Raw genomic sequence first — 23,646 nt, 5'->3', positions numbered from 1 at the left:
ACTGCCTGCTCTTGTTGCACTTATGTAAGCGGCGCTGTGGGCAGGCATGCGCTATTTTCCGCAATCCCGCCCTACAGACCACCAACCTAGGAGAACACCATGACCGCTGACCCCGCCAAGAAGCCCTCCGTCCTGTTCGTCTGCGTGCACAACGCCGGCCGGTCCCAGATGGCCGCCGCGTTCCTCACCAGCCTGTCCCGGGGCGCGATCGAGGTGCGCTCAGCCGGCTCGCAGCCCGCGGAGGCAGTGAACCCGGCCGCCGTGAAGGCCATGGCCGAGGTCGGCATCGACATGTCCGCCGAGGTCCCCAAGATCCTCACCACCGAGGCGGTCAAGGAGTCCGACGTCGTGATCACCATGGGCTGCGGCGACGAGTGCCCGTACTTCCCGGGCAAGCGCTACGAGGACTGGGTGCTGGAGGACCCCGCGGGCCAGGGCATCGAGGCCGTGCGCCCCATCCGCGACGAGATCCACACCCGCATCGAAGCCCTGGTCACCGAGCTGCTGCCCGCCCGCCACGTCGACGCCCAGTAACAGCTTTCCGTGAATGAGCCCGAAGAGAAGGAGCCAGCAGTGAGCAAGAACGCCAAACCGGAGGACGCCGTCCCTGAAAAAGTCACCACCGGCGCTGACAAGGTCAGCACCGAGCAGCTGATCATCATCGGGTCCGGCCCCGCCGGCTACACCGCGGCCATCTACGCGGCGCGGGCGGGCCTGAAGCCGCTGGTCCTGGCGGGCTCGGTCACGGCCGGCGGCGCGCTGATGAACACCACCGAGGTGGAGAACTTCCCGGGCTTCCCGGAGGGCGTCCAGGGCCCGGAGCTCATGGACGGCCTGCAGCAGCAGGCGGAGAAGTTCGGCGCGCAGGTGGTGTTCGACGACGCCACCCAGGTTCAGCTCAAAGGCCACCTCAAGCGCGTGGTCACCGGTGCCGGCGAGACGTACCAGGCCCCTGCTGTCATCCTGGCCACCGGCTCCGCGTACAAGGAACTCGGGCTGGCCGAGGAGAAGAAATTCAGCGGCCACGGCGTCTCCTGGTGTGCCACCTGCGACGGTTTCTTCTTCCGCGACCAGGACATCATGGTGGTGGGCGGCGGCGATTCCGCCATGGAGGAGGCCACCTTCCTGACCCGTTTCGGGAAGTCCGTGACCGTCGTCGTCCGCAAGGGCGAGCTGCGCGCCTCCCGGATCATGGCGCAGCGCGCCAAGAACAACCCGAAGATCACGTTCGCCTGGAACTCGGCCGTCACGGCCATCCACGGCGACGGCAAGGTCAGCGGCGTCACGCTGACGGACACGCGCAGCGGCGAAACCCGGCAGCAGCCCGCCACCGGGCTCTTCGTGGCGATCGGGCACGTGCCGCGCACCGAGCTGGTGGCCGGGCAGGTGGAACTCGACGGCGAGGGGTACATCAAGGTTGATTCGCCCACCACGTGCACCAACCTGAGCGGCGTGTTCGCCTGCGGGGACGCCGTGGACCACCGCTACCGGCAGGCCATTACCGCCGCCGGAACCGGATGCGCGGCGGCCCTCGACGCCGAGCGTTACCTCGCCGCGCTGGAGGATGCCGACAGCATTGCCACGGCGCTGGTGGAGGAGCCCACCCACGCCTGAGCCTGGCAGCCCGCGTCAGTCCTGTGGTTTGTCCGGCGTCCGCCCGGACATGGAGTGCACGGCTGCCTCGATGCCTTCCTCGGCGTTTTCGAGTTCCTCCATATAGAGCCGGCCCGCCGTTATCTGGCCTCCGCTGATTTCGAAGAGGATGACTCCACGGGCGCGGAACCGCTGCCCGTCTGCGCGGTTTCCGGTCCAGTCCCATTCGCTCCATGTGGTGTTCCCGTCATCGACGGAACCAACCAGCTCGGTGTGGATGTCGGGAATCCCGGCGAATATTGCCTGCCAGTTCGCATGCATCTGGGCACGGCCAACGAAGGCCCTGCCTGGGTGGGCAGGCTGACTGCTGCGGTAGTCATGATGGAACAGCGCGGCGGCCGCCTCAAGGTCGTGGGCATCCAGTGCCGCCGCCAGGCTGTTTACAACCTCGCTCATCAGTCCGCCGCTTCCCGCTCCTCCGCCGCGTGGTCGGACCCGGGCTCCTTGAGGCGTTCCTCGTCGGTATTTTCAGGGGCGATGACGGGGGAAAGTGCGTCGGCCAGGCTGTCCCTGGTGCTTTTGTCCTTGTCCGGAGCCGGAGCATCGTCCGCTGGAGCATCGCTCATTTCATCACCATAGGACGCAGTAGTGCGCCTGTCGAGGACGGCAGGGTTTGAAGGGCGGCGGCTGAAAATAAGGGACGGCGGCGGCTGGGGGGGCCGCCTTGGTCTCAGACAGGCGACACCGCCGCCGGCCCAGCTCCGGTGATCGCTTTAATTATCGTCCGGCCTCGGCCAAAAGAGAAGTGGTAGTTGGCGCTTGAATGCTACCCCCTAGATCTGGTGGCCGGAGGCACGACGACTGGCCTATCGTCCATGCTTTTTCCAAGTCCGGGCGCCCAAAATCATCGTGTCCCCGACGGCGGAACGCGCCAGTTCGAACCCAGCGGGGCATGGCAGCCGGACCCGCGAGCATTCCCCCCAGAACCCGGATCCGGCTGCCGTTCGTATGCCCTAGATAAATTTCTGCACCCGGGCCCACCCCGGATCGCTGGAGTGGGCCACCTGGACTTCTTGCCGGGCCCGGGCGAAGCGGTCGAAGCTGTCACGTCCGTTCTGGTCCTCCGAGTCGCTGTAGTAGTGCAGGACGCGGTGTCCGTTGGACGTCTCTGAGGCCACCAGCGTGCCGCGGGACCCGAGCACCTCGTCCAGGTCCTTTTCGAGATGGAGCAGTCCGAGCAGTGCTTCCCCGTCCGGCAGGCCATCGTCCGGCAGTCCGTCCCTCCCGGTCCGCCGGTAGCTGATCCGGACAGCCGTGTGCAGGTCCAGGAGCGGGTGATCGATCCATCGCAGGGGCCTCAAAGCGCAGACAATCACACGCTTACCCGAGGACGTTTTGGCCTCCCGCATCGTCCAGCGGGGATCCGAGTTCCGGGCGGCCACCCCCTGGAAAAATTCAGGCACGACGGCGGCTGGCTGGCTGTCGCTGGGATCGGTCCGGGCCACGTTGATGGCGCCGACCCACCGCTGGACATCGTCCTCGCCGATCAGCCAGTCCACCAGCAGGCGGCCCGCCTGGCGGCAGTCCTTGGTGCTCATTGCCTTGAAAGCGGGGTGGAAAACCGTCAGTTCGGCCAGGGCGCTTCGGTTGTCCCAGTCAACCGCAATCCGAGCCAGCCCCAGGTCCACGGGTTGCGCCAGGCCTTCGAGGGTGCCAGTGAGCATGCCGGGTTGAGGCTCCCTGGCTGCGGCGAATTCCCAGTTCTCGGTGGACGCAGGTGCCGCGCGCTGCCACCGCTCGGCCAGGACGCGCAGCCGGGGGTCGCCGCCGCCGGTGACGCAGAGCCGGTGCTGCGATCGTTTACCCGGGCCGGTCTCCCACCGCAGCTCGGGGTGGATCGCCATCACCATGGCGCCGATGATTTCCGGGAGGTCGCCGTAAACGCCGCTCATGACGGCTGCCGTGATCAGGCCGGCTCCCGCTACGGACCACCACCGCCAGAAGGCGCCTACGGCTTCCGTTTCCAGCCGGCTGCTCCGCTGCACCGAATCCATGGGACCTCCTCATTGACGCCACACGATGCTGTGAAAGGATCGTGCAGCACCAGACTCAAGACGGGGGCACTTTAGCCACAGGATCTGCGCAAGAGTTTGCCGCAGCAACAACTGGCTCGCAGTTGTTGTCGTTTTCAGCGCTCAAAACGACAATAACTGCGAGTTACTTGGGTGAACGGGAGAGTTGCTTGGGTGAGCGGGACAGGCGAACCTCGCGGGGACCGGCCGGGTAGCCGCGGTGGCGGCTGGCGAAGATGATCACCAGCGCCACAGCCAGCGGAACTGCCGCCGCGAGTGGCACCAGCAGCGCGCCGACGGTGTTCAGGGCCAGGGCACCGTACGCCGCACCGACGGCGATGCCCAGCTGGATGGTCACCACGGCAAGCCCGTTGGCGGCATCCTTGTGCTCCCCGCCCGCGCGGAGGATCGCCGCCTGGTTGTAGATGCCGGTCGCGCCGAAGGTGATGCCCCACAGGGTCAGGAGCGCGAGTGCCCCGGTCCACGTGCCGCCGAGCGCGGGCAGGAGGGCGAAGCTGGCCAGGAGCAGCGCCACCCCGGTCAGGACGGAGCCGCGCGGACGGGCGTCCGCCGTTAGCCCGGCAATCCAGATCCCCACCAGGCTGGCGACGCCGATGACGGAGAGCGAGATGCCGGTGGCGGTGTCCGGCAGGCCCGCGGCCAGGATGAACGGGGCGATGTAGGTGAACAGGGCGAAGTGGCCCAGGAGCAGCAGCGGCCAGGCGGTCGCGACGGCGATGACCCCGGGCAACGCCATGGCTGCGCGCATTGACGGTGCCGAGTCCCGGTCGGCCTCGGAAGCCGGGGGCAGCAGCTTGATGGCCAGCAAAGCGAGAAGAGCCGCGACGCCGGCCAGCACAAGGAAAGAGGCGCGCCAGGACAGCACGGACCCCATCATCGTCCCGAGCGGTGCTCCAACCGCGAGGGCGAAGCTGTTGCCGCTGAACACGATGGCCATGGCCTTGCCCACAGAATGCGCCGGCACGATCCGTGCAACATAAGGGGCCATGCTGGACCACAGCAGGCCGTGGGCCACGCCGCCAAGGAGCCTGGCGGCAATGGCCAGGCCCAGGTTGGGGCTGGCGGCCAGCAGCACGTTGCTCAGCGCGAAGGCCAGCACCGTCACGATCAGCAGGGTCTTGCGTGGCATCCGCGCGCCGAGGAACCTCGACAAAGGGAGTGCCGTGATGACGATGACGGCGGCGTAGGCGGCGGTCAGCGAGCCGACGGCCGATTCCTCCACGCCCAGCTCGCGGCTGATCTGGGGGAGAAGCCCCGATGGCAGGAGCTCGGTGGTGACGGCGGTGAACCCGGCCATGGCCAGGATGAGCAGGCCCGCCCGTGGAATGCGTGCGGTGCCGGCCGGTGGATTGGATGCACCGGAGCGGGTGGCTGATTCACTGTGCGGGGTCTGCGTCGGTGTTTCGGAGCCGGAGAGTTCTTGGGTCACGTATGTTCCTGAAAAGTTTCGTAATTGGTGTCGTCTGTCCGCTGCCCCGGGTGGAACGGACGACGGCGGGCCGGCCCCCTTAAGGGACCGGCCCGCCGTCGGGCGTTTATCGCCTTAGAGGGTGGCGGTGTCGATCACGAAGCGGTAGCGCACGTCCGAGGCGAGGACGCGTTCGTAGGCTTCGTTGATCTTGCTGGCCGGGATGACCTCGATCTCGGCGCCGATACCGTGTTCGGCGCAGAAGTCGAGCATCTCCTGGGTTTCGCGGATGCCGCCGATCATGGAACCGGCGAAGGCGCGGCGTCCGCCGATCAGCGCAAACGCGTTGACCGGGAGCGGCTCGGCCGGGGCACCGACGTTGACCAGCGTGCCGCCGAGGGACAGCAGCTGCAGGTAGGAGCTGATGTCAATCGAGGCGCTGACCGTGTTGATGATCAGGTCGAAGCTGCCGGCGAGGGTCTCGAAGGTGCCGGCGTCGCTCGTGGCGTAGTAGTGGTCCGCGCCCAGGCGCAGTCCGTCTTCCTGCTTCTTGAGGGACTGGGACAGCACGGTGACCTCGGCGCCCATGGCGTGCGCCAGCTTGACGGCCATGTGGCCAAGTCCGCCGAGGCCGACGATTGCGACCTTCTTGCCGGGGCCGGCGCCCCAGCGCTTCAGCGGGGAGAAGGTGGTGATGCCGGCGCACAGCAGGGGAGCGGCGACGTCGAGCTCAATGCCCTCGGGAATGGTGACGACGAAGTCCTCGGTTACCACCACGTGCGTGGAGTAGCCGCCCTGGGTGATGGTGCCGTCGCGGTCAACGGCGCCGTACGTGCCGGTCATTCCCTTGAGGCAGTACTGCTCCTCGCCGGCCAGGCAGTTGGCGCACTCCTTGCAGGAGTTGACCATGCAGCCGACGCCCACCCGGTCGCCAACCTTGTGGCGGGTGACCTCGGAGCCGACCTCGGTGACGAAGCCGGCGATTTCGTGGCCGGGTGCGAGCGGGTACTGCTGCGGGCCCCAGTCGCCGCGGACGGTGTGGATGTCGGAGTGGCAGATGCCGGCGAACTTGATTTCGATGAGGACGTCGCGCGGGCCCACTTCACGGCGTTCGATGGTGGTGGGGATGAGGTCCTCGGAAGCGGAGGGCGCGGCGTAAGCGTTGACGGTAGGCATAGTTCTCCTGTTTGTCGGTGTGGTGGAACGGGCCGCAGATGACGGGATCGGCCGTTTCTTTCATCTACTAAACCCCATCGCCGTGGCGTGAGGCAGACCCTGCTGAAAGGGGTAACCACAGGGACCCCCAAGTCTCTTCCCGACTGTGGCGGACAGCACGGGATTGGTTCATATCCAGCCTACTGAGGCCTCGGCTGCGGAGGGAGGCCCTGTCAGTGCCTGCCAGGCGCTGGGCCGCCCCGGCTACTGTGAAACAGTGGCGAGAATATTCATCACCGGCTCTGCCGGCGGGCTCGGCCTGAATGCTGCCCGGGCGCTGCTCCAGCAGGGCCACGAAGTGGTGCTGCACGCCAGGGATGAGTCGCGCTTCACGAACTCCGGCGCGGTCAGGGACCAGGCTGTGGAGACCGTCGTTGGAGATCTGGCCGACCTTACCGAGACGGCACGGGTGGCAGAACGGGTCGAGCAGTTTGGCCCGTTCGATACCGTCATCCACAACGCCGGCGTGTACAGCGGCAACCGGATCTTTGCGGTGAACACCGTCGCGCCGTACATCATGACCGCGCTCATGGCCCGGCCCCGGCGCATTGTGTACATCAGCAGCGGCATGCACCGTTCCGGCACTCCTGACCTTCAGGGCATCGACTGGACCAACGCGGCCAGGCGGCCGGCGGCCTACTCGGACAGCAAGCTGTACGTCACGGCGCTCGCGGCCGCGGTTGCCGAGCGCTGGCCCGACGTCGAAAGCAACGCCGTCGATCCGGGCTGGGTGCCCACCCGGATGGGCGGACGCAGCGCGCCAGATGACCTGGAGCTGGGGCACGTCACGCAGGTCTGGCTGGCCACCCGGGACGCCGCTGACGACCACGTGTCCGGAGGGTACTGGTTCCACCAGCAGCGCCGGGAACCCCATCCGGCCGTTAAGGACAAGGCGTTCCAGACTGAGCTGCTCGACGCGCTGGAACGGCACACGGGCTTCGCACTGCGGTAGCGCCCGTGAGCCCAACTAGGTAGCAGCTGAGGGCGTTCTCAGCGCTGGGAACGCCCTGATCTGCTACCTAGTTGGGTGGCGGGTCAGCGGCGGGTGAGGAGGCCGCGCACCAGGGTCAGGCCCTGGCCCAGGTTGATCGACGGCAGGTACGCCCGGGTGATGGCGTTGGCGATCGCGGGCAGGGCGGCCGCATCCGGATACAGCAGATACATGGGCTCGTAGTCCGGCTTGAACTTGGCCTTGAACGCCAGCAGGGACCGGAAGCCGTATACCGGTTCCAGCGCTGCGCCGAGCCAGTCGAGCATCCGGTCCAGGGCGCCGTTTGCGTCGGCTGAGGCAGCAACGGACGAAGCTGGCACCCGCGCCAGCGGGGCACCGGACAGGCTCATGAATTCGCAGCCCTCGTCCTGCAGGCTCAGCGCGGCCGACGCGATGAGGAAGTCGATGCTCGCCCGGAAGCCGTCGCCGCGGCGCCGCATGAAGTCGAGCGTCCACCCCACCACATATCCGTTGCGGTACACCGGCAGCCACGACGCCACCGCGTGCACGGTGTGGTCGGCGTCGATCGCGAGCAGGCAGCGGACCTCGGGGTCGTCGAGTTCGTCCAGGCTGCCCAGCGTGAAGCCCATCTCGGGGACCTTCTTGTCCGCCACCCACTCCTCTGAGATGGCTTCGATCTGTGCCTGGACAGCAAGGGGCGCCTGGGCAAACGTGGTCCACTCCGCGCGGATGCCTGCCTTCGCCGCCCGGTTCAGCGCCGTGCGGATGTCCTGGAACTTCTTGCCGCGGAAGGATACCTCATCCAGCCGCAACACGGTTTCCTGCGCCACCTGCACCGAGCCCCAGCCCAGCGACCCGGCCAGGCCGCGGAGCTCGTCGGGCACGAAGTAGAAGCACGGCGTCCACCCGTTGAATTGGCAGTGACGGGCGAACTCCCTGAACGCGGCTTCCCGGCCGGCTGGCGGACCAACGGGCGGCCCGAGCGCCACGGCCACCCCGTTGTGCACGCGGTATGCGATGAAGCTCGAACCGGTGAACCAGTAGCTGTTCCCGCTCCACGTGGTCATCCAGGAGAGCGAGCCGCCGCCGTGCGACTTGAGGATGTGCCGGGCCCGCTCCTCGTCCGCGCTGTGCCGGCCGTGGGCCGGACGCAGGAACGTCCGGAGCAGTAGTGCTCCGGTCCACGCCCAGAATACGACGCCGGTGCTCTCGTAAAGGACGACGGCGGCGGTGCTTTCGGGGAAGAACGCCGGTGAGCGGTCCACCAGGAAGCCCAGGGGCAGGAACCTGTCCGGGACGTCGGCCAGAAGCTGAGGCGGGCCGGGCACGGGGGTGAAACCATCCGCCAAAACCAGGCCCAGGCCCACATGGGCGAGGCTCAGCACAATCAGAGCAATGACCACCCGGCGCGCCAGCCGCAGGTACGTTCCGCGCGGAGCCTGCACCGGGAACAGGTTCCGGCCTGCCAGCAGGAGCACTGTCAGGAGGACCGGGACCAGCATCGGCAGCACCAGGCTGAGCGGGTGCGAGTAGCCCGAAAGCTCAATCCCGCCCACACCCTCGCGGGCGGCCGAACCCGGCGGCGGCAGCAGCACGCCGGCGATGGTGACGGCAGCCAGCAGGGACAGCGACGCCTGGATCAGGAGCGCGCCCGCCCAGGCGAACCGCCGTCCCCGCCGCAGGCCGTCCGCGAACAGGAGCAGCAGGAACGACGGCAGAATGGCCATGAAGATTCCGCCCGCCCCGGCCCGCAGTTGCAGCTGGGCGGCGGCGCAGTCCCTGAGGCCGGCTGGGCGGGAGCAGGATGCCTGCAGTGTTGCGGGGTCCACCGGCTGGATGTTGGTGAACAGGAACTTGAGCACCGAGAGCGGTCCGACGGCGTGCGGCGCCAGACCAGCCACCACCGGTCCGATTGCCGCTACAGTCAGGAGCAGTGCCACCAGGATCCGGGCCTCGTGCCGGGAGACGGTGGGCCTGCCGAAGCGCGGCCGGCGGCCCAGCAGCACCGGGCCCAGCAGCCCTCCCGCCACGGCCGCCCCGAGCCGGACCAGGTCCTCGAATCCGCCGGCGTACATCGCAAACAGCAGCAGGACGGCGAGGAGAACCACGCGGATCCGGCGGCGCCACAGGGTGGAGAGGGAAGCGGTGGCAGCCATGGCGGCCGCGCAGGCCAGGGCGCTCGGTCCCAGAAAGAGGTGCCCGCTCAGGTCGCGGATCCAGCTCCCCATCAGGCCGCGGGCGGCGGCGAGGAACCCGAGCGTCGCCAGGATTCCGAGCACGTGCCCGCCGATCGCGGCCAAGGTGAAACGTACCGACCCCAGGCGGCGTTCCAGCGGGAGCCCGGCTAGGAGCACCACCAGCGTGCCCACGATGTATCCGGCCAGGTCCCGCTCCCAGAAGGCGGAGAGCAGCAGGGCATACCAATGGTCCGGCAGCGAACGCGAAGTGACAGCAACGTGGGGCAGAAGGAACGACGGCGGCCCGGAGCGGAGGCTGGCGGACAAAGCACCCGTGCCCCAGAAGAGAACAACGAAAGTGAGGGTGGCGGGGGAGCCGCGCAGCGCCCGCGCCCACCCAGCTGGCGACCGGTGGCCGACCGGTACTCGTCGTCCCGGGTCCGGTTGCCGCATGGGTGGAGGGCTCCTTTCAAAGGGCTATTCGATTGTTCCACACGCCGCCCCGAGGTCGCCGTTTTACCGAAAAGGGCCGCTCGCGGAGTCGTCAGTGTCACCGCCTTACCGAAAAGGGCCGCTTCGAAGCCCGGACGAGCGGCCCTTTTTGGTAATCGGGGAAACGGCAAGCCGGGCGTGCCAAGCACTTAGGAAAACCGGTGGAGAAATTAGCGAACATTTTGTTTGCCTAATTTCGATCGAGGCCTGTAATCTCCCAATTTAGGTTTACCTAACCAGCGCACGATCACTCTCCCCTCGCATGCCCGGCCGCGCATCGCCGCACGGCGGGCCGCCCGCCGGTGGCGACGCCGGCGTCCCCTTGAAAGGCATCATCATGTCCCCAGCCGCACCTGCCCCGGCGCCCCCCGAAAACAGAACGCAGCCCACAGAGACCTCGCCCAACAGGAAGAAGCAAAGAGTCCGCCTGGTTCTGCTCGCAGCCCTGTGCACGGCAGGGTGGGCGGCCTCGTTGCTCGTTGGTCACTATGCGGAGTGCGGGCCGGAGCTGCACCGGATCGGGCTCGCCGTCCACATCCTTGCCCTCGTGCTGTCCTTCGGCACCATTCTGGTGGTGGACTGGCTGGGCCTGCTGTGGCTGCTGGGCAAGGTGCAGATGCACGAATCCGGAAAGCTGGAGGCGGCTGCGAAGCCGCTCATCTGGGGAGGGCTCGCGCTGCTGCTGGTGTCAGGCGCCCTGATCGACCCCGACCTGACCAATCCGGTCACCGTCATCAAACTCGCCTGTGTCCTGGTGCTCATGCTCAACGGCCTGAGCATCGCCCCGGCCATGCACCAGCTACTGGCGCTACCCGCCCACACCCGCTTCGGGGAACTCGGCCGCAGGCTGCGGCTCCGGCTCATGGTCGCGCTCAGCATCTCGCAGGCCTGCTGGTGGACGGCCGTCCTCATCGGATTGATCAACAGCACACTCCGCCGCTGGGCCGCGGACTGAAAACCAAAGGCCCACGTGGCAGCAATTGGGCAGGGGATGTAGCCTTTCCGCCGGGCCCAGAATGCATGGGGGACATTTCGGGCCCGGCGCCTGAACCTGCCATCAATTGCCCCGTGATAGCCGGCCTCTGCTAGTGAGACAACTCTGTCCTGCCTGCCTTGGGGAAAGCTGGGGCCACCTTGGGGACCCGCTGGACGGCTGCTGAATGCCGTCCAGCTACCCGCCCCAGACGGAGAACGAGCCGGAATGCCCGGTGATCACGCTCTGGTAGATGACGAAGAGCCCGGCGAGCACGCCCAGGGTAAGGGCTGCGATGCGGGCCGGACGGGAGCGCTGGAGTGAAGCCAGCGCCGGGATCCGCTCGGCCAGCGGCGCGAACGTCGCGGCCAGCAGCAGCACCACAACAAAGAAGAAGACGACGGCGGCGATCTTCAGGATGTCGCCCTGCCGGGCGTGGGCCTGGATCGCGTCGGTGGCGCCCCGGGTCTCCTGCAGCTGCTCACCGGTTTGCGCGGTGATGAGCGCCATCGGGGCAAGGATCAGTGCCAGCACGCCCAGCGGCCAGGCGAGATACCGGCGGGTCCGGCCGGCCAGTCCGTAGACGACGGCGCCCAGGCCGGCGAGCGGCCCGAAGACGACGACGCCGTGGATCAGGAGAATGTGAGCCGGAAGGCCGCCGATCAGCATTTGGAGACTCCTTGCAGGTCAGAGGGGCGCAGGTGCCTTGAATCTAACACCGGGGGAGCCGACGGCCTATGGGTGGGTCCGGTGGTTGCCCTCCGTTGTCCGCCCACCAACGCCGGCGGAAATATTTCACAAAAGGAGGAACTTTTCAGGAATTTCCCGCGCGGCTCGGACGTTCCTTGGATAACGCCACAGGCGTACCGCGCCAGGGGCGCAAGGGAGAGGACGAGGCGATGAAAAACATCGGCCACTTTGGACCCCGGAACTTCGCTGCGGACGCAACGGCCCCACACCCCTGGAGCCGGTATGTGGCAATCGGAGATTCGTTTACAGAGGGCGTCGGCGACCCCGAGGAACGCTGCGCCGGAGGGCTCCGGGGCTGGGCGGACCGGGTGGCAGAGGGGCTCAGCGCTGAGCGGAAAGACTTTGCCTACGCCAATCTGGCCATCCGTGGCCTGCTGCTGGACCAGATTCTTGACCAGCAGACCGAGCCGGCAATGGAGCTGAAGCCGGACCTGATCACGCTGTCGGCCGGCGGGAACGACATGGTGTTCCACCGAACCGACCCGGACAAGCTAGCGGCCAAGCTGGAGGCCGGGGTTGAACGGCTGAGTGCCAGCGGCGCCACCATCATGCTGTTCGCCGGGCCGGACTGGCGCCGCACCCCAATCCTGGGGCGGAGCCGCTCGCGGATAGCCATCTTCAACGAGAACATCCGGATCGTCGCCGCCGCGCACGACTGTCTGCTGGTGGACCTGTGGACGCTACCCGCACTGCGGGATCCTCGGATGTGGCACCCGGACCGGCTGCACTTCTCGCCGCTGGGCCACCACACCATCGCCATGCAGGTGCTGGACACCCTGCAGGTGCAGCATTCGCTGCAGCCGCTTGAGCCGAAGGCCCTGCCGCACAGCAACTGGCGCGACGCCCGCGCCGGGGACCTGGCCTGGGCCCGCACCTACTTCCTGCCGTGGGCCTGGCAGCGCATCACGCCGCCACGCGTTCCACTGCCGGGTGTCCACGACCATCCGGCGCCGCCGCCCCTGTTGCCGAAGCGGCCCGTGTTCGCGCCGGTTTATGCCGTACGGACGGTCGCGGTGAAGGCCGTGGCTGAGTTCCTGGCGTAGCGCCCGGAAAACCGGGCGGAGGCACCGGTGAGCGTACGACGGCGGCTGGCCGGCCGCCGTCGTACGTGTTGGACTTTTCCGTCCCGGCCACACACTTCGAGGACTGACGCGAAAAAGCCCCGCACCATTCGTGAAGAGATGGTGCGGGGCTTCTCCGCGGGCGGTTACCAACCTGGGGAATCGGATGCCGCCCCTGCAAAAGTTACCCTAAGGTAACCAGTATGCACAATGTGTAATTTTGTGGGCGCCGGCCCGGCCTACGGCGTCCCCCCGACGATATCCGCGGCCGCGATCCCGGCGGTCTTGGTGATCCAGTCGATCACATCCTGCCGGTCCGTGCGGTACGAGAAGTTCGTTCCCTTGCAGTAGCGGTTGTGGTTGAACGAGGTGATGCCGGCGATGATGTTGGACGTTACCCCGCCATAGAACAGTGGCCCGCCGGAGTCGGCGGTGCAGGTGCCGCCCATGCCCTTACCGTTGCCGTTGGTCTGGATGTTGTAGCCGTCGGCGCTCGCGCTGGTGAGGTTCGTCAGCTTGGACTCGGCCATGAGCCGTTTCCGGAATGACGTGTCGGAAACCGGGTTGACCTCCGAGATTCCGTAGCCGCTCACGGTGAAGGTTGTTTCTTGCTGCCCGCGCCTGCTGGCCAGGGCGTCCAGGGTCCCCGGTGCCGCGAGGCGCGCGTATTCCTCGAGCATGATCGGCTGCTTAAGGATCACCAGGCCGACGTCCTTCGTTTCCGGGACCTCGGCCATGCTGGTGTAGCCGTAGTTGTACAGTTTGGCCGACTCCGCGCACTGCGTTCCCAGCGTTCCCTCGGCGCAGGGGCCCGGGTAGCCGGTGTCAGGATCCGTTACGGCTTCAGGGCTCCAGTCCGCGCCGGCGTCCTGCTGGAAGTAGACCCGCGCCGAGGAACCGACGGCAGTGCAGTGGCCTGCGGTCAGGAACACGGTGGGTGTCAGCAGCGAGCCCGAGCACCTGTGGTGGAACTCGCCGCCGGGACCGTAGAAAACAACCAGCCCCACGAAGGGGTGCTCGGTGTCCTTGGCGTAGTCGCCCGTGACCGCCCCGGCCGGGACGGCCGTAGTCAGGGCCAGCACTGCAGCGACGGCCAGCACTGCGGCGGCGCCGCGGCGCGCGCGTAGTTTCTTCCAAATGCGCATACAAGCCCCAGCTTCCTAATGCACGGACGGCCGGCCGCGCACATGGAAGTACCCGGCAGGCGCCAAACAGTCAACGATCCGCCCGAATGTGGCGGTGACTTAAGGTACCACCCGCGGGCAGGTACCGCGGCGCGCGCAGGTCACGGGTCCAGTGAAGCGGCCAAAGGCCTATTTTCCGGGCACCGCAGGCCATAAGCTCCAGCCATGTCAGCAGTCATCGTTTGCAGCGGCCCCCACGACGGCCACGTTTCGCCCATGCTCGGAGTCGCACGCCGCCTGATTGACCGCGGCCACAGGGTGCGGTTCCTGACCGGCCCCGCCTACCAGGACGCAGTAGAGGCCATCGGGGCCGAGTTCCTTCCGCTGGGGCCGGGCGCCGAATACGCGACCGAATCCAGCCCGGCCACCGGCGTCCAGGCCATCCGCGAGGGCATCCGCGGGTTGGTGATCGAGCCTGCCCGCGGCCAGTATCTGCCGCTGGCGGCGGCTGTCGCTGCCGAACCGACGGACGCGGTCCTGGCCGAGGTCACCTTCGTGGGCGCCGCCACCTTGTCCCGGCTTCCGCGCAGCAAGCGGCCCCCGATCATCACCTGCGGCATCCTGCCGCTGACGCTGTCCAGCCGGGACCGCGCCCCCTACGGCTCCGGCCTGGTGCCAGGCAAGGGACCGGGCGCACGCCTGAGGAACCGGGCAATGAACTGGCTGGTCTCCAACGTGGTGCTGAAGGACAGCCAGCGGCAGGTGGACGCCCTGACCCGCGAGTTGGTGGCAGTGGGGCTGGACGGGCTGTTCATCCTGGACTGGGCGCGCCGCACCGAACTCATCGCACAGTTCACCGTGGAGGAGTTCGAGTACCCGCGCTCGGATGCGCCGGGCAACCTGCGTTTCTTCGGGCCGATGTCCCGGCACGCCGCCTCCGCCTCTGTGACACGAAAGCCGGAGTGGTGGGGCGAGCTGGACGGCTCCCGCCCGGTGGTTTATGTGACGCAGGGGACCGTCTCCAACGAGGACTTCACGGCTCTGGTGGGTCCCACGCTCAAGGCGCTGGCCGGGGAGGACGTGACCGTCGTCGTCAGCACCGGCCGCCGCCCGCTCGAGGCGCTTCCGCCGCTCCCGGCCAACGCCCGCGCCGCCGAATTCCTCCCGGATGCGGAGCTCCTGCCGAAGGTGGACGTCTACGTCACGAACGGCGGCTACGGCGGCCTGCATTACGCCATGGAAAACGGCGTGCCCATCGTGGTGGCCGGGGACACCGAGGACAAACCCGAGGGGGCGGCCCGCGTGGCCTGGGCCGGCGTCGGGATTAACCTCAAGACCGGCCGACCCAAGCCGGAGGCCATCCGCGACGCCGTGCGGAAGGTTCTGGGCGACGGCCGGTACCGCGCCGGTAGCCAGCGGATCGGGGCGGCGATTGCCGCTTCCCCCGGCGTGGACGGGCTCATCGACGAGATGGAAGCGATGCTCCGCGTAGGTGGACCGGGACAGCACCAGCCGGACGCGTAATGGCCCAGAGTGCCAACGGCATGGACGGCGAAGGGGACCTGACCGGCGGCGGTGCACTGAAGCACCTCCAGCATCCGCGGTTCGCCCGCGCCTACTCGCGCGCCGTCGAACGGATGAACCGCCGCGGGGCCACCGAACACCGCCGCCGGATGCTGGCCAGCCTGCACGGGACAGTGATCGAGATCGGCGCGGGGGACGGATCCGCCTTTGCGCTCTACCCGCCCGCAGTCACCCACGTCCTGGCGCTGGAGCCCGACGACTACCTCCGAAGCCTCGCCCGGAACCGCGCCGTTACCGCCCCCGTCAAAGTGACGGTGAAACCGGCTGCAGCCGAGCGGATCCCGGCCGACGACGGCAGCGCGGATGCCGTCGTCGCCAGCCTTGTGCTGTGCAGCGTCGCGGACCAGGCGGCCGTCCTCGCGGAAGTCCGGCGAGTCCTGCGCCCCGGCGGGACCCTGGCCTACTACGAACACGTCCGCTCTGACCGCCCTGTCCTGGCCGCCGTCGAAGACCTGCTCACGCCGGCATGGCAGCGCCTGGCCGGAGGGTGCCACCCCAACCGGGATACGCTCGGCGCCATCTCCGCGGCGGGATTCACCGTCCGGGACAGCCAGCGGTTCGGCTTCGCCGTCCAGTCGCTGACACCTCCGGTGGCGCACATCCTCGGCCACGCCACCAGCCCGGGACCGCGCGGCTGACCAGCGGCCCCCTGCCGGATAACCGGCAGGGGGCCGCTGTGCTTGTTCGGATCTGGGTGGTCAGGAACGGATCAGGAGATGTTCTTCATGATGTTCCAGCCTCCGCCGATCCTCTTCCTCTCCGCATGCCGGCCCTTGCCGTCTCCGAGGTAGAGCCACAAGGTGCCGGACTTGTCCCGGGCCATCAGGTCAGCCTTGCCGTCGCCGTTGGCGTCGCCGGAACCGGTGATGGCGGTCATGATGTTCCAGCCTCCGCCGATCCTCGTCCTCGCCGCATGCCTGCCCTCGCCGTCTCCGGGGTAGAACCACAGGGTACTGGCCGTGTCGCGGGCGATCAGGTCGGCCTTGCCGTCGCCGTTGGCGTCGCCGGAACCGGTGATGGCGGTCATGATGTTCCAGCCTCCGCCGATCCTCTTCCTCGCCGGGTAGCTGCCCTTGCCGTTGCCGGGGTAGAGCCACAGGGTGCCGGCCGTGTCGCGGGCCACCAGGTCCGCCTTGCAGTCGCCGCTAAAGTCGCCCCCAGCCACGATGCTGGTCATGATGTTCCAGCCCGAGCCAATGAGTTTCCTGGCTGCGAACCGGCCGGTCCCCGTGCCTGGATAGTGCCACAGCTTGCCGGCCTTGTCGCGGGCCACCAGGTCCGCCTTGCCGTCGCCGTCGTTGTCGCCGGCGCTGGCCACGCTGGTCATGGTGTTCCAGTTCGCACCGACATACTTCCGGGGCTCGAAGCCGCCCTTGCCGTTGCCTGGGTAGAGCCACAACCTGCCGGAGGTGTCGGTGGAGAGGAGGTCGGCCTTTGAATCGCCGGTGAAATCGCGGCGGATGGAGTCTCCGTTCGATGTCTGACCGCCGGGTGTCTGACCGCCGGGGGTTTCGCCGCCGGGCGTCCCGCCGCCTGGCGTTCCTGCGGCAGCGGTCCAGCTGCCGACGCTGCTGGCATTGCCGGCCGCATCAATGGCCAGGGCCCGCAGGTTCTGGCCAGCCGCGAGCTGTACCGGTGCCGAGTAGCGGGTGCTGTCAGCTGTCGGCTCGCTGCCGTCCAGGGTGAAGAAGATGGACGCGGTCTCGTTGGCCGACAGTGTCACGGCGGCGCCCGCCGGGACCTCGCTGTCCTCCACATTGGCGGTGAGGACCGGTGCTGTCTTGTCCACAGTGAACGTTTCCGTCTTCACTGCGGAGGCGATCCCGAAGGACACCGCGATGAACTTCAGCGTGGTGGTGCCCTCGGTGGTGATGGGAATCGGTTCCGTGTACAGCGTGCTGGCCGTCGTCGGGTCCGTTCCGTCGGTGGTGAAGAAGATCTGCGCGTTTGCCGGAGTGGCCGTCAGCGCCACGAGCTGGTCCGTGGCGAAGATGCCGCCGGCCGTGGTTGCCGTAGGGGTGGGCTCCGGCGGGGCGGCGCCGGTCTTGCGGCCCTGGACCACGAACTGGTCGGTCTCGCCGAGGACCTCCGGGTCGTCCAGTACCTCGCCCCCGGCCGAGATGATCTTCTCGATCTTGAAGACATTGGTGCCGTAGGGGCTGCCGGTCACCGCGTGCGGTGTGGCGCCGTCGCCGAGGTAGCCTTCAGGCGCACCTTCGGTCCAGCGAAGGAACGGTCCGATCTTGGTCTCCAGCATCCCGGAGAAGTCGCCGGTGGCGTTCAGCGCGCCCAGGTCCTCCGTGTAGTTGATGTTGCCGTCGATGTCCGCCGTCAGTTCCAGGACACCGTAGGGGTGCGTGAACCGGTAGGTGGCGCCGGGTTCGAAGACCGCGTCACCGGTGACCCGGACCCGGCCGAAGCCGATCTGCGCTTTGTCCTGAACGGCGTCCGCCCCGAAGGCCGCCTCTGAGGCCAGAGTCAGCCGGATGTCCTCGGCGCCCACCGTTACTTCCGCGTCTGACGAGAACCAGAACGCCTCTCCCGGGAAGTTGTCAGGCCAGGATGTCGGCTGCGCCGGGTCGGGCAGGACATCGACCACCGGGCACAGCGGGTCATCGAGGCACAGGTCCAGCTGGATCGGATCCTGGCCTTCCCCGCCGTTGTCCTTCAGCCACAGGGGGAAACCGTGCTCGCCAAGCGGGCCGACCTCGGAGAGGTTGCGGACCTTGAACGGGAACGAACGTACCTCGCCCGCGGTGCCGGTGGCCGGGTCGACGGCGACTGCCCGGATGGTGGTGGACATGGCCAGGGGGACCGGACCGGTGTACTCGCGGGTGGACCCGGCAGGTTCGCCTTCCTCCGTCAGGGCCGGGGCAGTACCGTCCGTCGTGTAGTAGATGTCCGGCGCGACGGACGGGTTGTTCGTGGTCCCTGTAAGGGTCACGGTCTGCCGTCCCGCAAGGGGACCTGCGGCCGCGTCCGGACTGGCCTCGAGCCAGGGACGGGTAGCGTCGAGTTCGTACTTTTCCGTGTAGACGGCGGTGGGCTTCTCGTTGTTCTCGAGGTCCACTGCCATGTACTTCAGGGTTGTCAGGCCCGGTGTGGCCAGCTCGACGGCGGCTGCCGCAGCCATGTCGCCAGGGGCAGGAACGAATTCCATACCTTTGACGGTGCCGTCTTCGTTGAAGCCAGGGTCGGTGCCGTCGGTTGTGTAGATGATCTTCGCCTTGTCGGGCAGGGAAGCCTGGATCTTGACCGTCTGCTTGGAGTTATAGACGCCCCCACGCTTGTCTACCCCTGCTTTCAGGGTGGCGATCTTGCCCTGCACGGCAAACAGGTCCGTCCGGGCGCTCGCGGCGTTGCTGGCCCCGTTCGGGCCCGACACCTGGAAGTAGTCCGTACCGTTGGGGCTGCCCACCACCGCGTGTTCGACGTTCGGGTCGCCGATGAAGCCTTCCGGCGCAGCCGGTGCCACGGCCGGGTCCCAGCGCAGGTAGGGGCCGAGGCGTCCGTTCGACGGCTCGTTCCAGGTGCACGGTTGCTGCATGCAGCCGATGTCTTCGGTGAAGCGGATACGGCCTCTGTCGTCTGCGGTCAGGACTTCAACCCCATACGGGTGGGTGAAGGTGTACTGCTGGCCCGGCACACCGTCGTCGAGCCGTAGCCGTAGCCGGGCGAACCCGTTCTGCTGGCCCTGTGCCACCGACCCAAGGCCGGCAAAAGCCGCTTCCTGCGCCATGATCAGGCGTGCTGAGGCGCCGCCTGGCATTGTCAGCGACGATTCGGCAGACCACCAGAAGGATTCTTCCGGGAAGTTCCCGGGAATTGCCAGCGGCTGGGTGGGGTCGTAGTCGACGCCGATTACCGGGCAGTCCTGGGCGTCAAGGCACAGTTCCAGCCGAACGGGGTCCAGCCCCTTAGCTTCATCTCCGCCGTCGGCGTACCAGTACGGGTAGCCGTTGGTCGGATCGAGCGGGCCCACACTCGCGGGACCCACGGGTAGGGCCGCCGGCAGAATTCCCGCCATCGCGGCTTGCGACAGTCCCGAACCTCCGGCCGGCAATGCCGCGACGGCCGGCGGCAGGACGCTCAGCCCAGACAGCATGACGGCGCCCACGACTGCCGCGGCCAGTGCGCTGCGGCGCCTTGCGGTGCGGTTTTTGGACCGCACGATTTTGTCTTGATGCCCAACTCTCATGATGTGCCCCCCTGTTGGCATATTTGCTGACCGGGGGCAGTGAAAATCGTGTGTAATTGAGCCCCCGCACTCACTTTGCTAAGGGGACATTGGGATTTTCCTAGGGCCTGCTGCGTACCCCCCCCGTGGAATTCCACCTATTTGGGGGGCTGTTGACTGAACTTCAGGGGCTTCCATGTGGTCGGCCGGCCGCTGGCAGGAGAACCTTAAAGGTTTGGAACTAGGGCCAGAACGTCACCGGAAGATCGCCCGCCAAAGCAAGTGTGCACCGGCGAATCACCGGGGCCGGAGCGTATTGGGGTAACGCTCCGGCCCGGTGGTCCTGCCGCGCTCCGTGCCCGTGAACGCGGTCCCTTGGGGGCAGGACAACCGTGGCTCACCGGGCCTACAAAAAGGTTGTAGGACCTTGGAGCCTGTCCGCAGGACGCATGCTCGCAGTGCTCGCATCTAAGGGGCTACTGGTGCAGCCGGCTGTCGGGGGCGGGTCCCGTTATCGCAGGCCCGGCTTGTTCCGGCTCTGATCTGACCTGACGCTGCTTGTTGCCGGTTGCCTCTCGGATTCTTGTGCCAGCTCTGCTATCCAGTCCCTCTCGGAGTCATTCGGGGATCCTAGTCAGTGCCGCGCATACGTGCCGCCACGATGATGCCGGAGAGCGCCGCAGGGCAGCGACGACGGCGACGGCGGCGGGGATGCCGTAGGCGTCGGCGATGAGGCCGGAGAGGAGGGCACCGACGGCGAATCCGCCGTCGCGCCACAGTCGGTAGGTGCCGACAGAGCGGGCCCGCCACTCGTGGCGGGCGACGTCGCCGATCGCTGCCAGCAGGGTGGGATAGACCATGGCGGTGCCCGCACCGAGCAGGACGACGGCGGCCAGCCAGATTTCAAAGTCATTCCCGACGGCGACTATCGCCAGCGCGGCGGCGAAGAGAACGGGGAACAGGCCCAACCCGAGCCCGTCGTTAAGGTTGTTCACCAGGCCGGCCTGGCTGACGGAGGACAGAGACCGGTCCAGGAAGCTGGTCAGGGTGAATATTTCCCGATTGCTGAGCCTCGCATGGCTGCGGGTGAGCGTGGCCGGTTGGCCAGCCCGAACGCGAGGATGTAGGTCAGCGCAGAGGTGTACTGGTCCAGGTGGAAGACCTGCCCGGCGAGCAGTGGCAGGACGGTGCGTTCCGCCGAGGGCGCTGACGGCGACCAGGAGCATGAACTGGGCCAGGTTCTGCCGCAGGCCCAGGGCGATCGCCGCTGTTGTCCGGTGCCCGTGGCGGGAGTGTCTGCTGCTGGGTGTCATTGGTGTGTTCCGTAGGTTCAGGGGAGACGCCAAGGCGGCGGCCCGGGTTCCCGGTCCGCCGCCTTTGAGCATGGATTATTTGTTGGTAGCGGAGGCCGTGGAGCTTTGGAACGCGTCCCACGCGGCGTAGCTGCCGTCGAGTTCGGCGACGTCGTATCCGGCCCGGCGCAGGGCGCTGGCCGCGACGGAGTTCCGCACGCCGCTTTGGCAGTAGGTCACGATGGTGCCTTCGGCCGGGAGATTGTCCAGGTGCCACATGAGGCGGCCGCCGCTGAGCTGGTAGGAGCCGGGGACGTTGCCGGCGATGTGCTCGCTGCGGTTGCGGACATCGATCACCAGGGCCGCGTCGAAGTCTGCCAAGTCTGCGGGCAGGATGAGCTTCGGGGTGAAGGTGGGCAGGCCGTCGATGCTGGTGAGGTAGCCAGCGACGTTGTCGATGCCGACCCTGACCAGATGGTCCCACATGTCCTGGGCCTGCTCCTGCCCGTCGGCGAGCAGCACCAGCGGGTTCTTATCGGTTTCGGGGTTCACGACCCAGGCGCCGTAGCTGGCGACGGACTTGCCGGCCGGGATGTTCAGGGAGCCGCTGACGGTGCCTTCGTGGGCTTCAGCGTTGGACCGGGTGTCGATGAAGGTCACCTGGTCCTCTGCCAGGTGCCTGGCCACATCGGCGGTGTCCAGTTCCTGCAGCGGGGCACGGTCGCCGATGACGGCCGGGCCTTCACGGTTTTCGCGCTTCATCCGGCCGAAGTAGGCGTGCGCGTCGGGCTGGCCGTCGAGGAGCTCGGCGATGAAACCGGCCTCGTCATTGGCGGCGAGATAGGGACCCCACCAGGAGTAGAGGCGTTCGTACCCGACGGTGGAGGACGGGATCGCACCCAGGGCCCTGCCGCAGGCGCTGCCGGCACCGTGGCCGGGGTGGACCTGGACATAGTCGGGCAGGGTCAGGAACTTGTCCCGCAGGCTGGCGAACAGCTGCTTCGCGCCTTCGAAGCGGGTGTCCACCCCGCCGGCTGCCTCATCCAGGAGGTCGGGGCGGCCCAGGTCGCCGGAGAAGACGAAGTCACCGGAGAGCAGGTAGCCGGGCTGGTCGGAAAACGCGCCGTCGGTGACCAGGAAGGACAGGTGCTCCGGGGTGTGGCCCGGGGTGTGCACGGCCTGGATGCTGATGTTTCCGACGGTGATCGTGTCGCCGTCGTAGAGCCGTTCACCGTCGAATTCGTATTGCCAGTCCGGGCCGCCCTCTCCGGAGACATAGATTTTCGCGCCGGTCGCGGCGGCGAGCTCCCTGGTGCCGGAAAGGTAGTCGGCGTGGATGTGGGTCTCGGTGGCGGCCACGATCTTCATGCCGTTCTTCGCTGCCAGGTCCTGGTAGACGGCGATGTCGCGCCGGCCATCAACTACGACGGCGGTGCCGTTGGCCTGGCAGCCGATCAGGTAGCTGGCCTGGGCGAGGTCCTCGTCGTAAATGCGCTCGATAAGCATCTGGTGCTCTCCTTCGGGAGGGGAAGTTTCTGGTGGTTCCCGACACTGATTCTAATACCCCAGGGGGTATCCAGCAGTGGTGGCTGTGCCAGTGGTTTTGTGGTGCGGTGTCAGGTGTTTGGCGGTGTGGCGTTAGGGGTGTTGCGGTGCTGCGTCGGCCGGGAATTTGTTCATGTCCAGGGTCTTGACGGCCTGGATGACTTCTTCGAGTCCTGTGGCGTTGAGTGCTCCGGGCTGGGAGAAGACGAGGGTTTTGTCCTTGAACGCCATCAGGGTCGGGATGGAGATGATGCTGGCTGCGGCGGCGAGGGCCTGTTCGGCTTCGGTGTCGACCTTGGCGAAGGTGATGTCCGGGTGCCGTGCGGCGGCGGCGCCGTAGATGGGGGCGAACATGCGGCAGGGGCCGCACCAGGGTGCCCAGAAATCAACGAAGACGGTGTCGTTGTCCTCCAAGGTCTGGGCAAAGCCCTGTTCAGTGATGTCGATGGTTGTCATGTGAATTCTTCGTGTCCTTCCGGTTCTGGGTAGAGGCGGTGCGTGTTCCTGCCCGTTAGGGGGTGGTGGGGAGCCCTGCTTGGGTCCAGGAGATCATGCCGCCGGCCATGGTGTCCGCGGTAAACCCGGCCCCGTTCGAGTGCCTCGGCGACGCGGGCGGACCGGTTACCGCTGCGGCAGACGGCGATCACGGGAACGGCGGGGTCCAGTTCGGACAGTCGTGCCTGCAGTTGGACCACGGGGATGTGCAACGCTCCGGGGATCATGCCCTCCGCAACTTCAAAGTCCTCGCGGACGTCGAGGATCCGGGAAGAGGAGCGGCGCTGGTCGGTTTCGGTGACGCTGATTTCAGCCATGGGTTTCTCCTTTGAGTGCTTGGACTCTTTGGTTCTAGCGGATCGGTTCGCCGGCCTGGCGCCAGGCGCCCATGCCGCCGCTGAGGGAGTAAGCCTCATACCCTTGCCCGGCGAGCAGTTTCGCGGCGGAAGCGGATCGGACCCCGGAGGCGCACACGGCGATCACGGGCCGGGATTTCTGGATTCCGGCGGTGCTGCTCTGCAGCCTGTCCAGTGGGACGTGCCTGGCCTGTGGCGCGCATCCTGAGCGCCACTCCTGGGCGGTGCGTACATCGATCAGGGCGGCACCCGAGGCCAGGAGCTCCTTAGCTTCAGCGACAGAGACGGTTTTGTATGGCTTGCTGAATGCCTTCTTCAGGGAGCTGATGAGACCCATGAAGTTCTTCTTTCAGTGCGGG

At 67.4% G+C, this 23,646-nt stretch carries 19 protein-coding genes and 2 pseudogenes; 7 read left to right on the top strand and 14 right to left on the bottom strand.

Going from position 1 to position 23,646, the window contains the following annotated elements:
* The first annotated feature begins 99 nt into the window (after positions 1-99).
* Together ACHMXB_RS12705 and trxB are read left to right on the top strand one after the other, a co-directional pair.
* Positions 100-534, top strand: coding sequence for an arsenate reductase ArsC (locus tag ACHMXB_RS12705; RefSeq protein WP_395398747.1), 435 nt, complete (start codon positions 100-102; stop codon positions 532-534).
* Positions 535-651: 117 nt separating this feature from the next.
* Positions 652-1,614: a thioredoxin-disulfide reductase gene (gene trxB / locus ACHMXB_RS12700; protein WP_395405266.1), complete on the top strand. Its 963-nt coding sequence runs from the start codon at positions 652-654 to the stop codon at positions 1,612-1,614.
* A 15-nt stretch (positions 1,615-1,629) separates the two neighbouring features.
* Here the strand turns inward: trxB and ACHMXB_RS12695 are convergent, their stop codons facing one another.
* From ACHMXB_RS12695 to ACHMXB_RS12675, 5 genes are all read right to left on the bottom strand, one after another.
* Positions 1,630-2,049 carry a nuclear transport factor 2 family protein gene (locus ACHMXB_RS12695; RefSeq protein ID WP_395398745.1) on the bottom strand — a complete coding sequence of 140 codons (420 nt, stop codon included), beginning with the start codon at positions 2,047-2,049 and terminating at the stop codon, positions 1,630-1,632.
* Complete coding sequence (locus ACHMXB_RS12690) at positions 2,049-2,219, bottom strand: hypothetical protein (protein WP_395398743.1); 171 nt, start codon at positions 2,217-2,219, stop codon at positions 2,049-2,051. The genes ACHMXB_RS12695 and ACHMXB_RS12690 overlap by 1 nt, the downstream gene beginning before the upstream one ends.
* Positions 2,220-2,606: 387 nt before the next feature.
* Positions 2,607-3,647 carry a hypothetical protein gene (locus tag ACHMXB_RS12685; RefSeq protein ID WP_395398741.1) on the bottom strand — a complete coding sequence of 347 codons (1,041 nt, stop codon included), beginning with the start codon at positions 3,645-3,647 and terminating at the stop codon, positions 2,607-2,609.
* A 163-nt stretch (positions 3,648-3,810) separates the two neighbouring features.
* On the bottom strand, positions 3,811-5,115 hold the full coding sequence (locus ACHMXB_RS12680) for an MFS transporter (protein ID WP_395398739.1): 1,305 nt from the start codon (positions 5,113-5,115) through the stop codon (positions 3,811-3,813).
* A 114-nt stretch (positions 5,116-5,229) separates the two neighbouring features.
* A complete protein-coding gene (locus ACHMXB_RS12675) occupies positions 5,230-6,270 on the bottom strand; it encodes an NAD(P)-dependent alcohol dehydrogenase (RefSeq protein ID WP_395398737.1) in 1,041 nt (346 codons plus the stop codon).
* 256 nt (positions 6,271-6,526) lie between these two features.
* Between ACHMXB_RS12675 and ACHMXB_RS12670 the strand changes: the two genes are divergently transcribed.
* Positions 6,527-7,261, top strand: a complete 735-nt coding sequence (locus ACHMXB_RS12670) for an SDR family NAD(P)-dependent oxidoreductase (RefSeq protein WP_395398735.1) — start codon at positions 6,527-6,529, stop codon at positions 7,259-7,261.
* Between the two features lie 83 nt (positions 7,262-7,344).
* Here the strand turns inward: ACHMXB_RS12670 and ACHMXB_RS12665 are convergent, their stop codons facing one another.
* On the bottom strand, positions 7,345-9,891 hold the full coding sequence (locus ACHMXB_RS12665; protein WP_395398733.1) for a bifunctional lysylphosphatidylglycerol flippase/synthetase MprF: 2,547 nt from the start codon (positions 9,889-9,891) through the stop codon (positions 7,345-7,347).
* A gap of 376 nt (positions 9,892-10,267) precedes the next feature.
* Here ACHMXB_RS12665 and ACHMXB_RS12660 point away from each other — a divergent pair, with 376 nt between their 5' ends.
* On the top strand, positions 10,268-10,885 hold the full coding sequence (locus ACHMXB_RS12660; RefSeq protein WP_395398731.1) for a hypothetical protein: 618 nt from the start codon (positions 10,268-10,270) through the stop codon (positions 10,883-10,885).
* 216 nt (positions 10,886-11,101) lie between these two features.
* On the opposite strand, the gene ACHMXB_RS12655 is transcribed toward ACHMXB_RS12660, so the two are convergent.
* Positions 11,102-11,572, bottom strand: a complete 471-nt coding sequence (locus ACHMXB_RS12655; protein ID WP_395398729.1) for a hypothetical protein — start codon at positions 11,570-11,572, stop codon at positions 11,102-11,104.
* 305 nt (positions 11,573-11,877) lie between these two features.
* Here ACHMXB_RS12655 and ACHMXB_RS12650 point away from each other — a divergent pair, with 305 nt between their 5' ends.
* Complete coding sequence (locus tag ACHMXB_RS12650) at positions 11,878-12,696, top strand: SGNH/GDSL hydrolase family protein (protein ID WP_395398727.1); 819 nt, start codon at positions 11,878-11,880, stop codon at positions 12,694-12,696.
* 257 nt (positions 12,697-12,953) lie between these two features.
* Here the strand turns inward: ACHMXB_RS12650 and ACHMXB_RS12645 are convergent, their stop codons facing one another.
* Entirely contained in the window at positions 12,954-13,859 is a 906-nt protein-coding gene (locus ACHMXB_RS12645) for a trypsin-like serine protease (RefSeq protein ID WP_395398725.1), read from the bottom strand.
* Positions 13,860-14,063: 204 nt separating this feature from the next.
* On the opposite strand from ACHMXB_RS12645, the gene ACHMXB_RS12640 reads away from it, so the two are divergent.
* Complete coding sequence (locus ACHMXB_RS12640) at positions 14,064-15,362, top strand: glycosyltransferase (protein WP_395398723.1); 1,299 nt, start codon at positions 14,064-14,066, stop codon at positions 15,360-15,362.
* Positions 15,362-16,060 carry a class I SAM-dependent methyltransferase gene (locus ACHMXB_RS12635; protein WP_395398721.1) on the top strand — a complete coding sequence of 233 codons (699 nt, stop codon included), beginning with the start codon at positions 15,362-15,364 and terminating at the stop codon, positions 16,058-16,060. The genes ACHMXB_RS12640 and ACHMXB_RS12635 overlap by 1 nt, the downstream gene beginning before the upstream one ends.
* A 71-nt stretch (positions 16,061-16,131) precedes the next feature.
* Here the strand turns inward: ACHMXB_RS12635 and ACHMXB_RS12630 are convergent, their stop codons facing one another.
* From ACHMXB_RS12630 to ACHMXB_RS12605, 6 genes and pseudogenes are all read right to left on the bottom strand, one after another.
* The gene (locus tag ACHMXB_RS12630; protein WP_395398719.1) at positions 16,132-19,593 is read right to left on the bottom strand and encodes a chitobiase/beta-hexosaminidase C-terminal domain-containing protein; all 3,462 of its coding nucleotides are present in this window, start codon (positions 19,591-19,593) and stop codon (positions 16,132-16,134) included.
* Positions 19,594-20,229: 636 nt separating this feature from the next.
* Positions 20,230-20,912: pseudogene (locus ACHMXB_RS12625) on the bottom strand (MFS transporter).
* Positions 20,913-20,987: 75 nt separating this feature from the next.
* Complete coding sequence (locus tag ACHMXB_RS12620; RefSeq protein WP_395398717.1) at positions 20,988-22,397, bottom strand: rhodanese-like domain-containing protein; 1,410 nt, start codon at positions 22,395-22,397, stop codon at positions 20,988-20,990.
* A 132-nt stretch (positions 22,398-22,529) separates the two neighbouring features.
* Entirely contained in the window at positions 22,530-22,892 is a 363-nt protein-coding gene (locus tag ACHMXB_RS12615) for a thioredoxin family protein (protein ID WP_395398715.1), read from the bottom strand.
* Positions 22,893-22,947: 55 nt separating this feature from the next.
* A pseudogene (locus ACHMXB_RS12610) lies at positions 22,948-23,248 on the bottom strand (rhodanese-like domain-containing protein).
* A gap of 34 nt (positions 23,249-23,282) precedes the next feature.
* Positions 23,283-23,624: a rhodanese-like domain-containing protein gene (locus tag ACHMXB_RS12605; protein ID WP_395398713.1), complete on the bottom strand. Its 342-nt coding sequence runs from the start codon at positions 23,622-23,624 to the stop codon at positions 23,283-23,285.
* Positions 23,625-23,646 lie beyond the last annotated feature (22 nt).

This window comes from Arthrobacter sp. UC242_113 (assembly GCF_044054585.1).
Classification (GTDB): Bacteria; Actinomycetota; Actinomycetes; order Actinomycetales; family Micrococcaceae; genus Arthrobacter.
Note: the sequence above shows the minus strand (reverse complement) of the source record. Positions and strands in the feature narration are given on the sequence as shown.

Bases quoted from the DNA above. Each gene is read 5' to 3' on its own strand.
- ACHMXB_RS12705 (WP_395398747.1), top strand. From the start codon at position 100: ATGACCGCTGACCCCGCCAAGAAGCCCTCCGTCCTGTTCGTCTGCGTG.
- ACHMXB_RS12695 (WP_395398745.1), bottom strand. From the start codon at position 2,049: ATGAGCGAGGTTGTAAACAGCCTGGCGGCGGCACTGGATGCCCACGAC.
- ACHMXB_RS12690 (WP_395398743.1), bottom strand. From the start codon at position 2,219: ATGAGCGATGCTCCAGCGGACGATGCTCCGGCTCCGGACAAGGACAAA.
- ACHMXB_RS12685 (WP_395398741.1), bottom strand. From the start codon at position 3,647: ATGGATTCGGTGCAGCGGAGCAGCCGGCTGGAAACGGAAGCCGTAGGC.
- ACHMXB_RS12675 (WP_395398737.1), bottom strand. From the start codon at position 6,270: ATGCCTACCGTCAACGCTTACGCCGCGCCCTCCGCTTCCGAGGACCTC.
- ACHMXB_RS12665 (WP_395398733.1), bottom strand. From the start codon at position 9,891: ATGCGGCAACCGGACCCGGGACGACGAGTACCGGTCGGCCACCGGTCG.
- ACHMXB_RS12660 (WP_395398731.1), top strand. From the start codon at position 10,268: ATGTCCCCAGCCGCACCTGCCCCGGCGCCCCCCGAAAACAGAACGCAG.
- ACHMXB_RS12655 (WP_395398729.1), bottom strand. From the start codon at position 11,572: ATGCTGATCGGCGGCCTTCCGGCTCACATTCTCCTGATCCACGGCGTC.
- ACHMXB_RS12645 (WP_395398725.1), bottom strand. From the start codon at position 13,859: ATGCGCATTTGGAAGAAACTACGCGCGCGCCGCGGCGCCGCCGCAGTG.
- ACHMXB_RS12640 (WP_395398723.1), top strand. From the start codon at position 14,064: ATGTCAGCAGTCATCGTTTGCAGCGGCCCCCACGACGGCCACGTTTCG.
- ACHMXB_RS12635 (WP_395398721.1), top strand. From the start codon at position 15,362: ATGGCCCAGAGTGCCAACGGCATGGACGGCGAAGGGGACCTGACCGGC.
- ACHMXB_RS12620 (WP_395398717.1), bottom strand. From the start codon at position 22,397: ATGCTTATCGAGCGCATTTACGACGAGGACCTCGCCCAGGCCAGCTAC.
- ACHMXB_RS12615 (WP_395398715.1), bottom strand. From the start codon at position 22,892: ATGACAACCATCGACATCACTGAACAGGGCTTTGCCCAGACCTTGGAG.
- ACHMXB_RS12605 (WP_395398713.1), bottom strand. From the start codon at position 23,624: ATGGGTCTCATCAGCTCCCTGAAGAAGGCATTCAGCAAGCCATACAAA.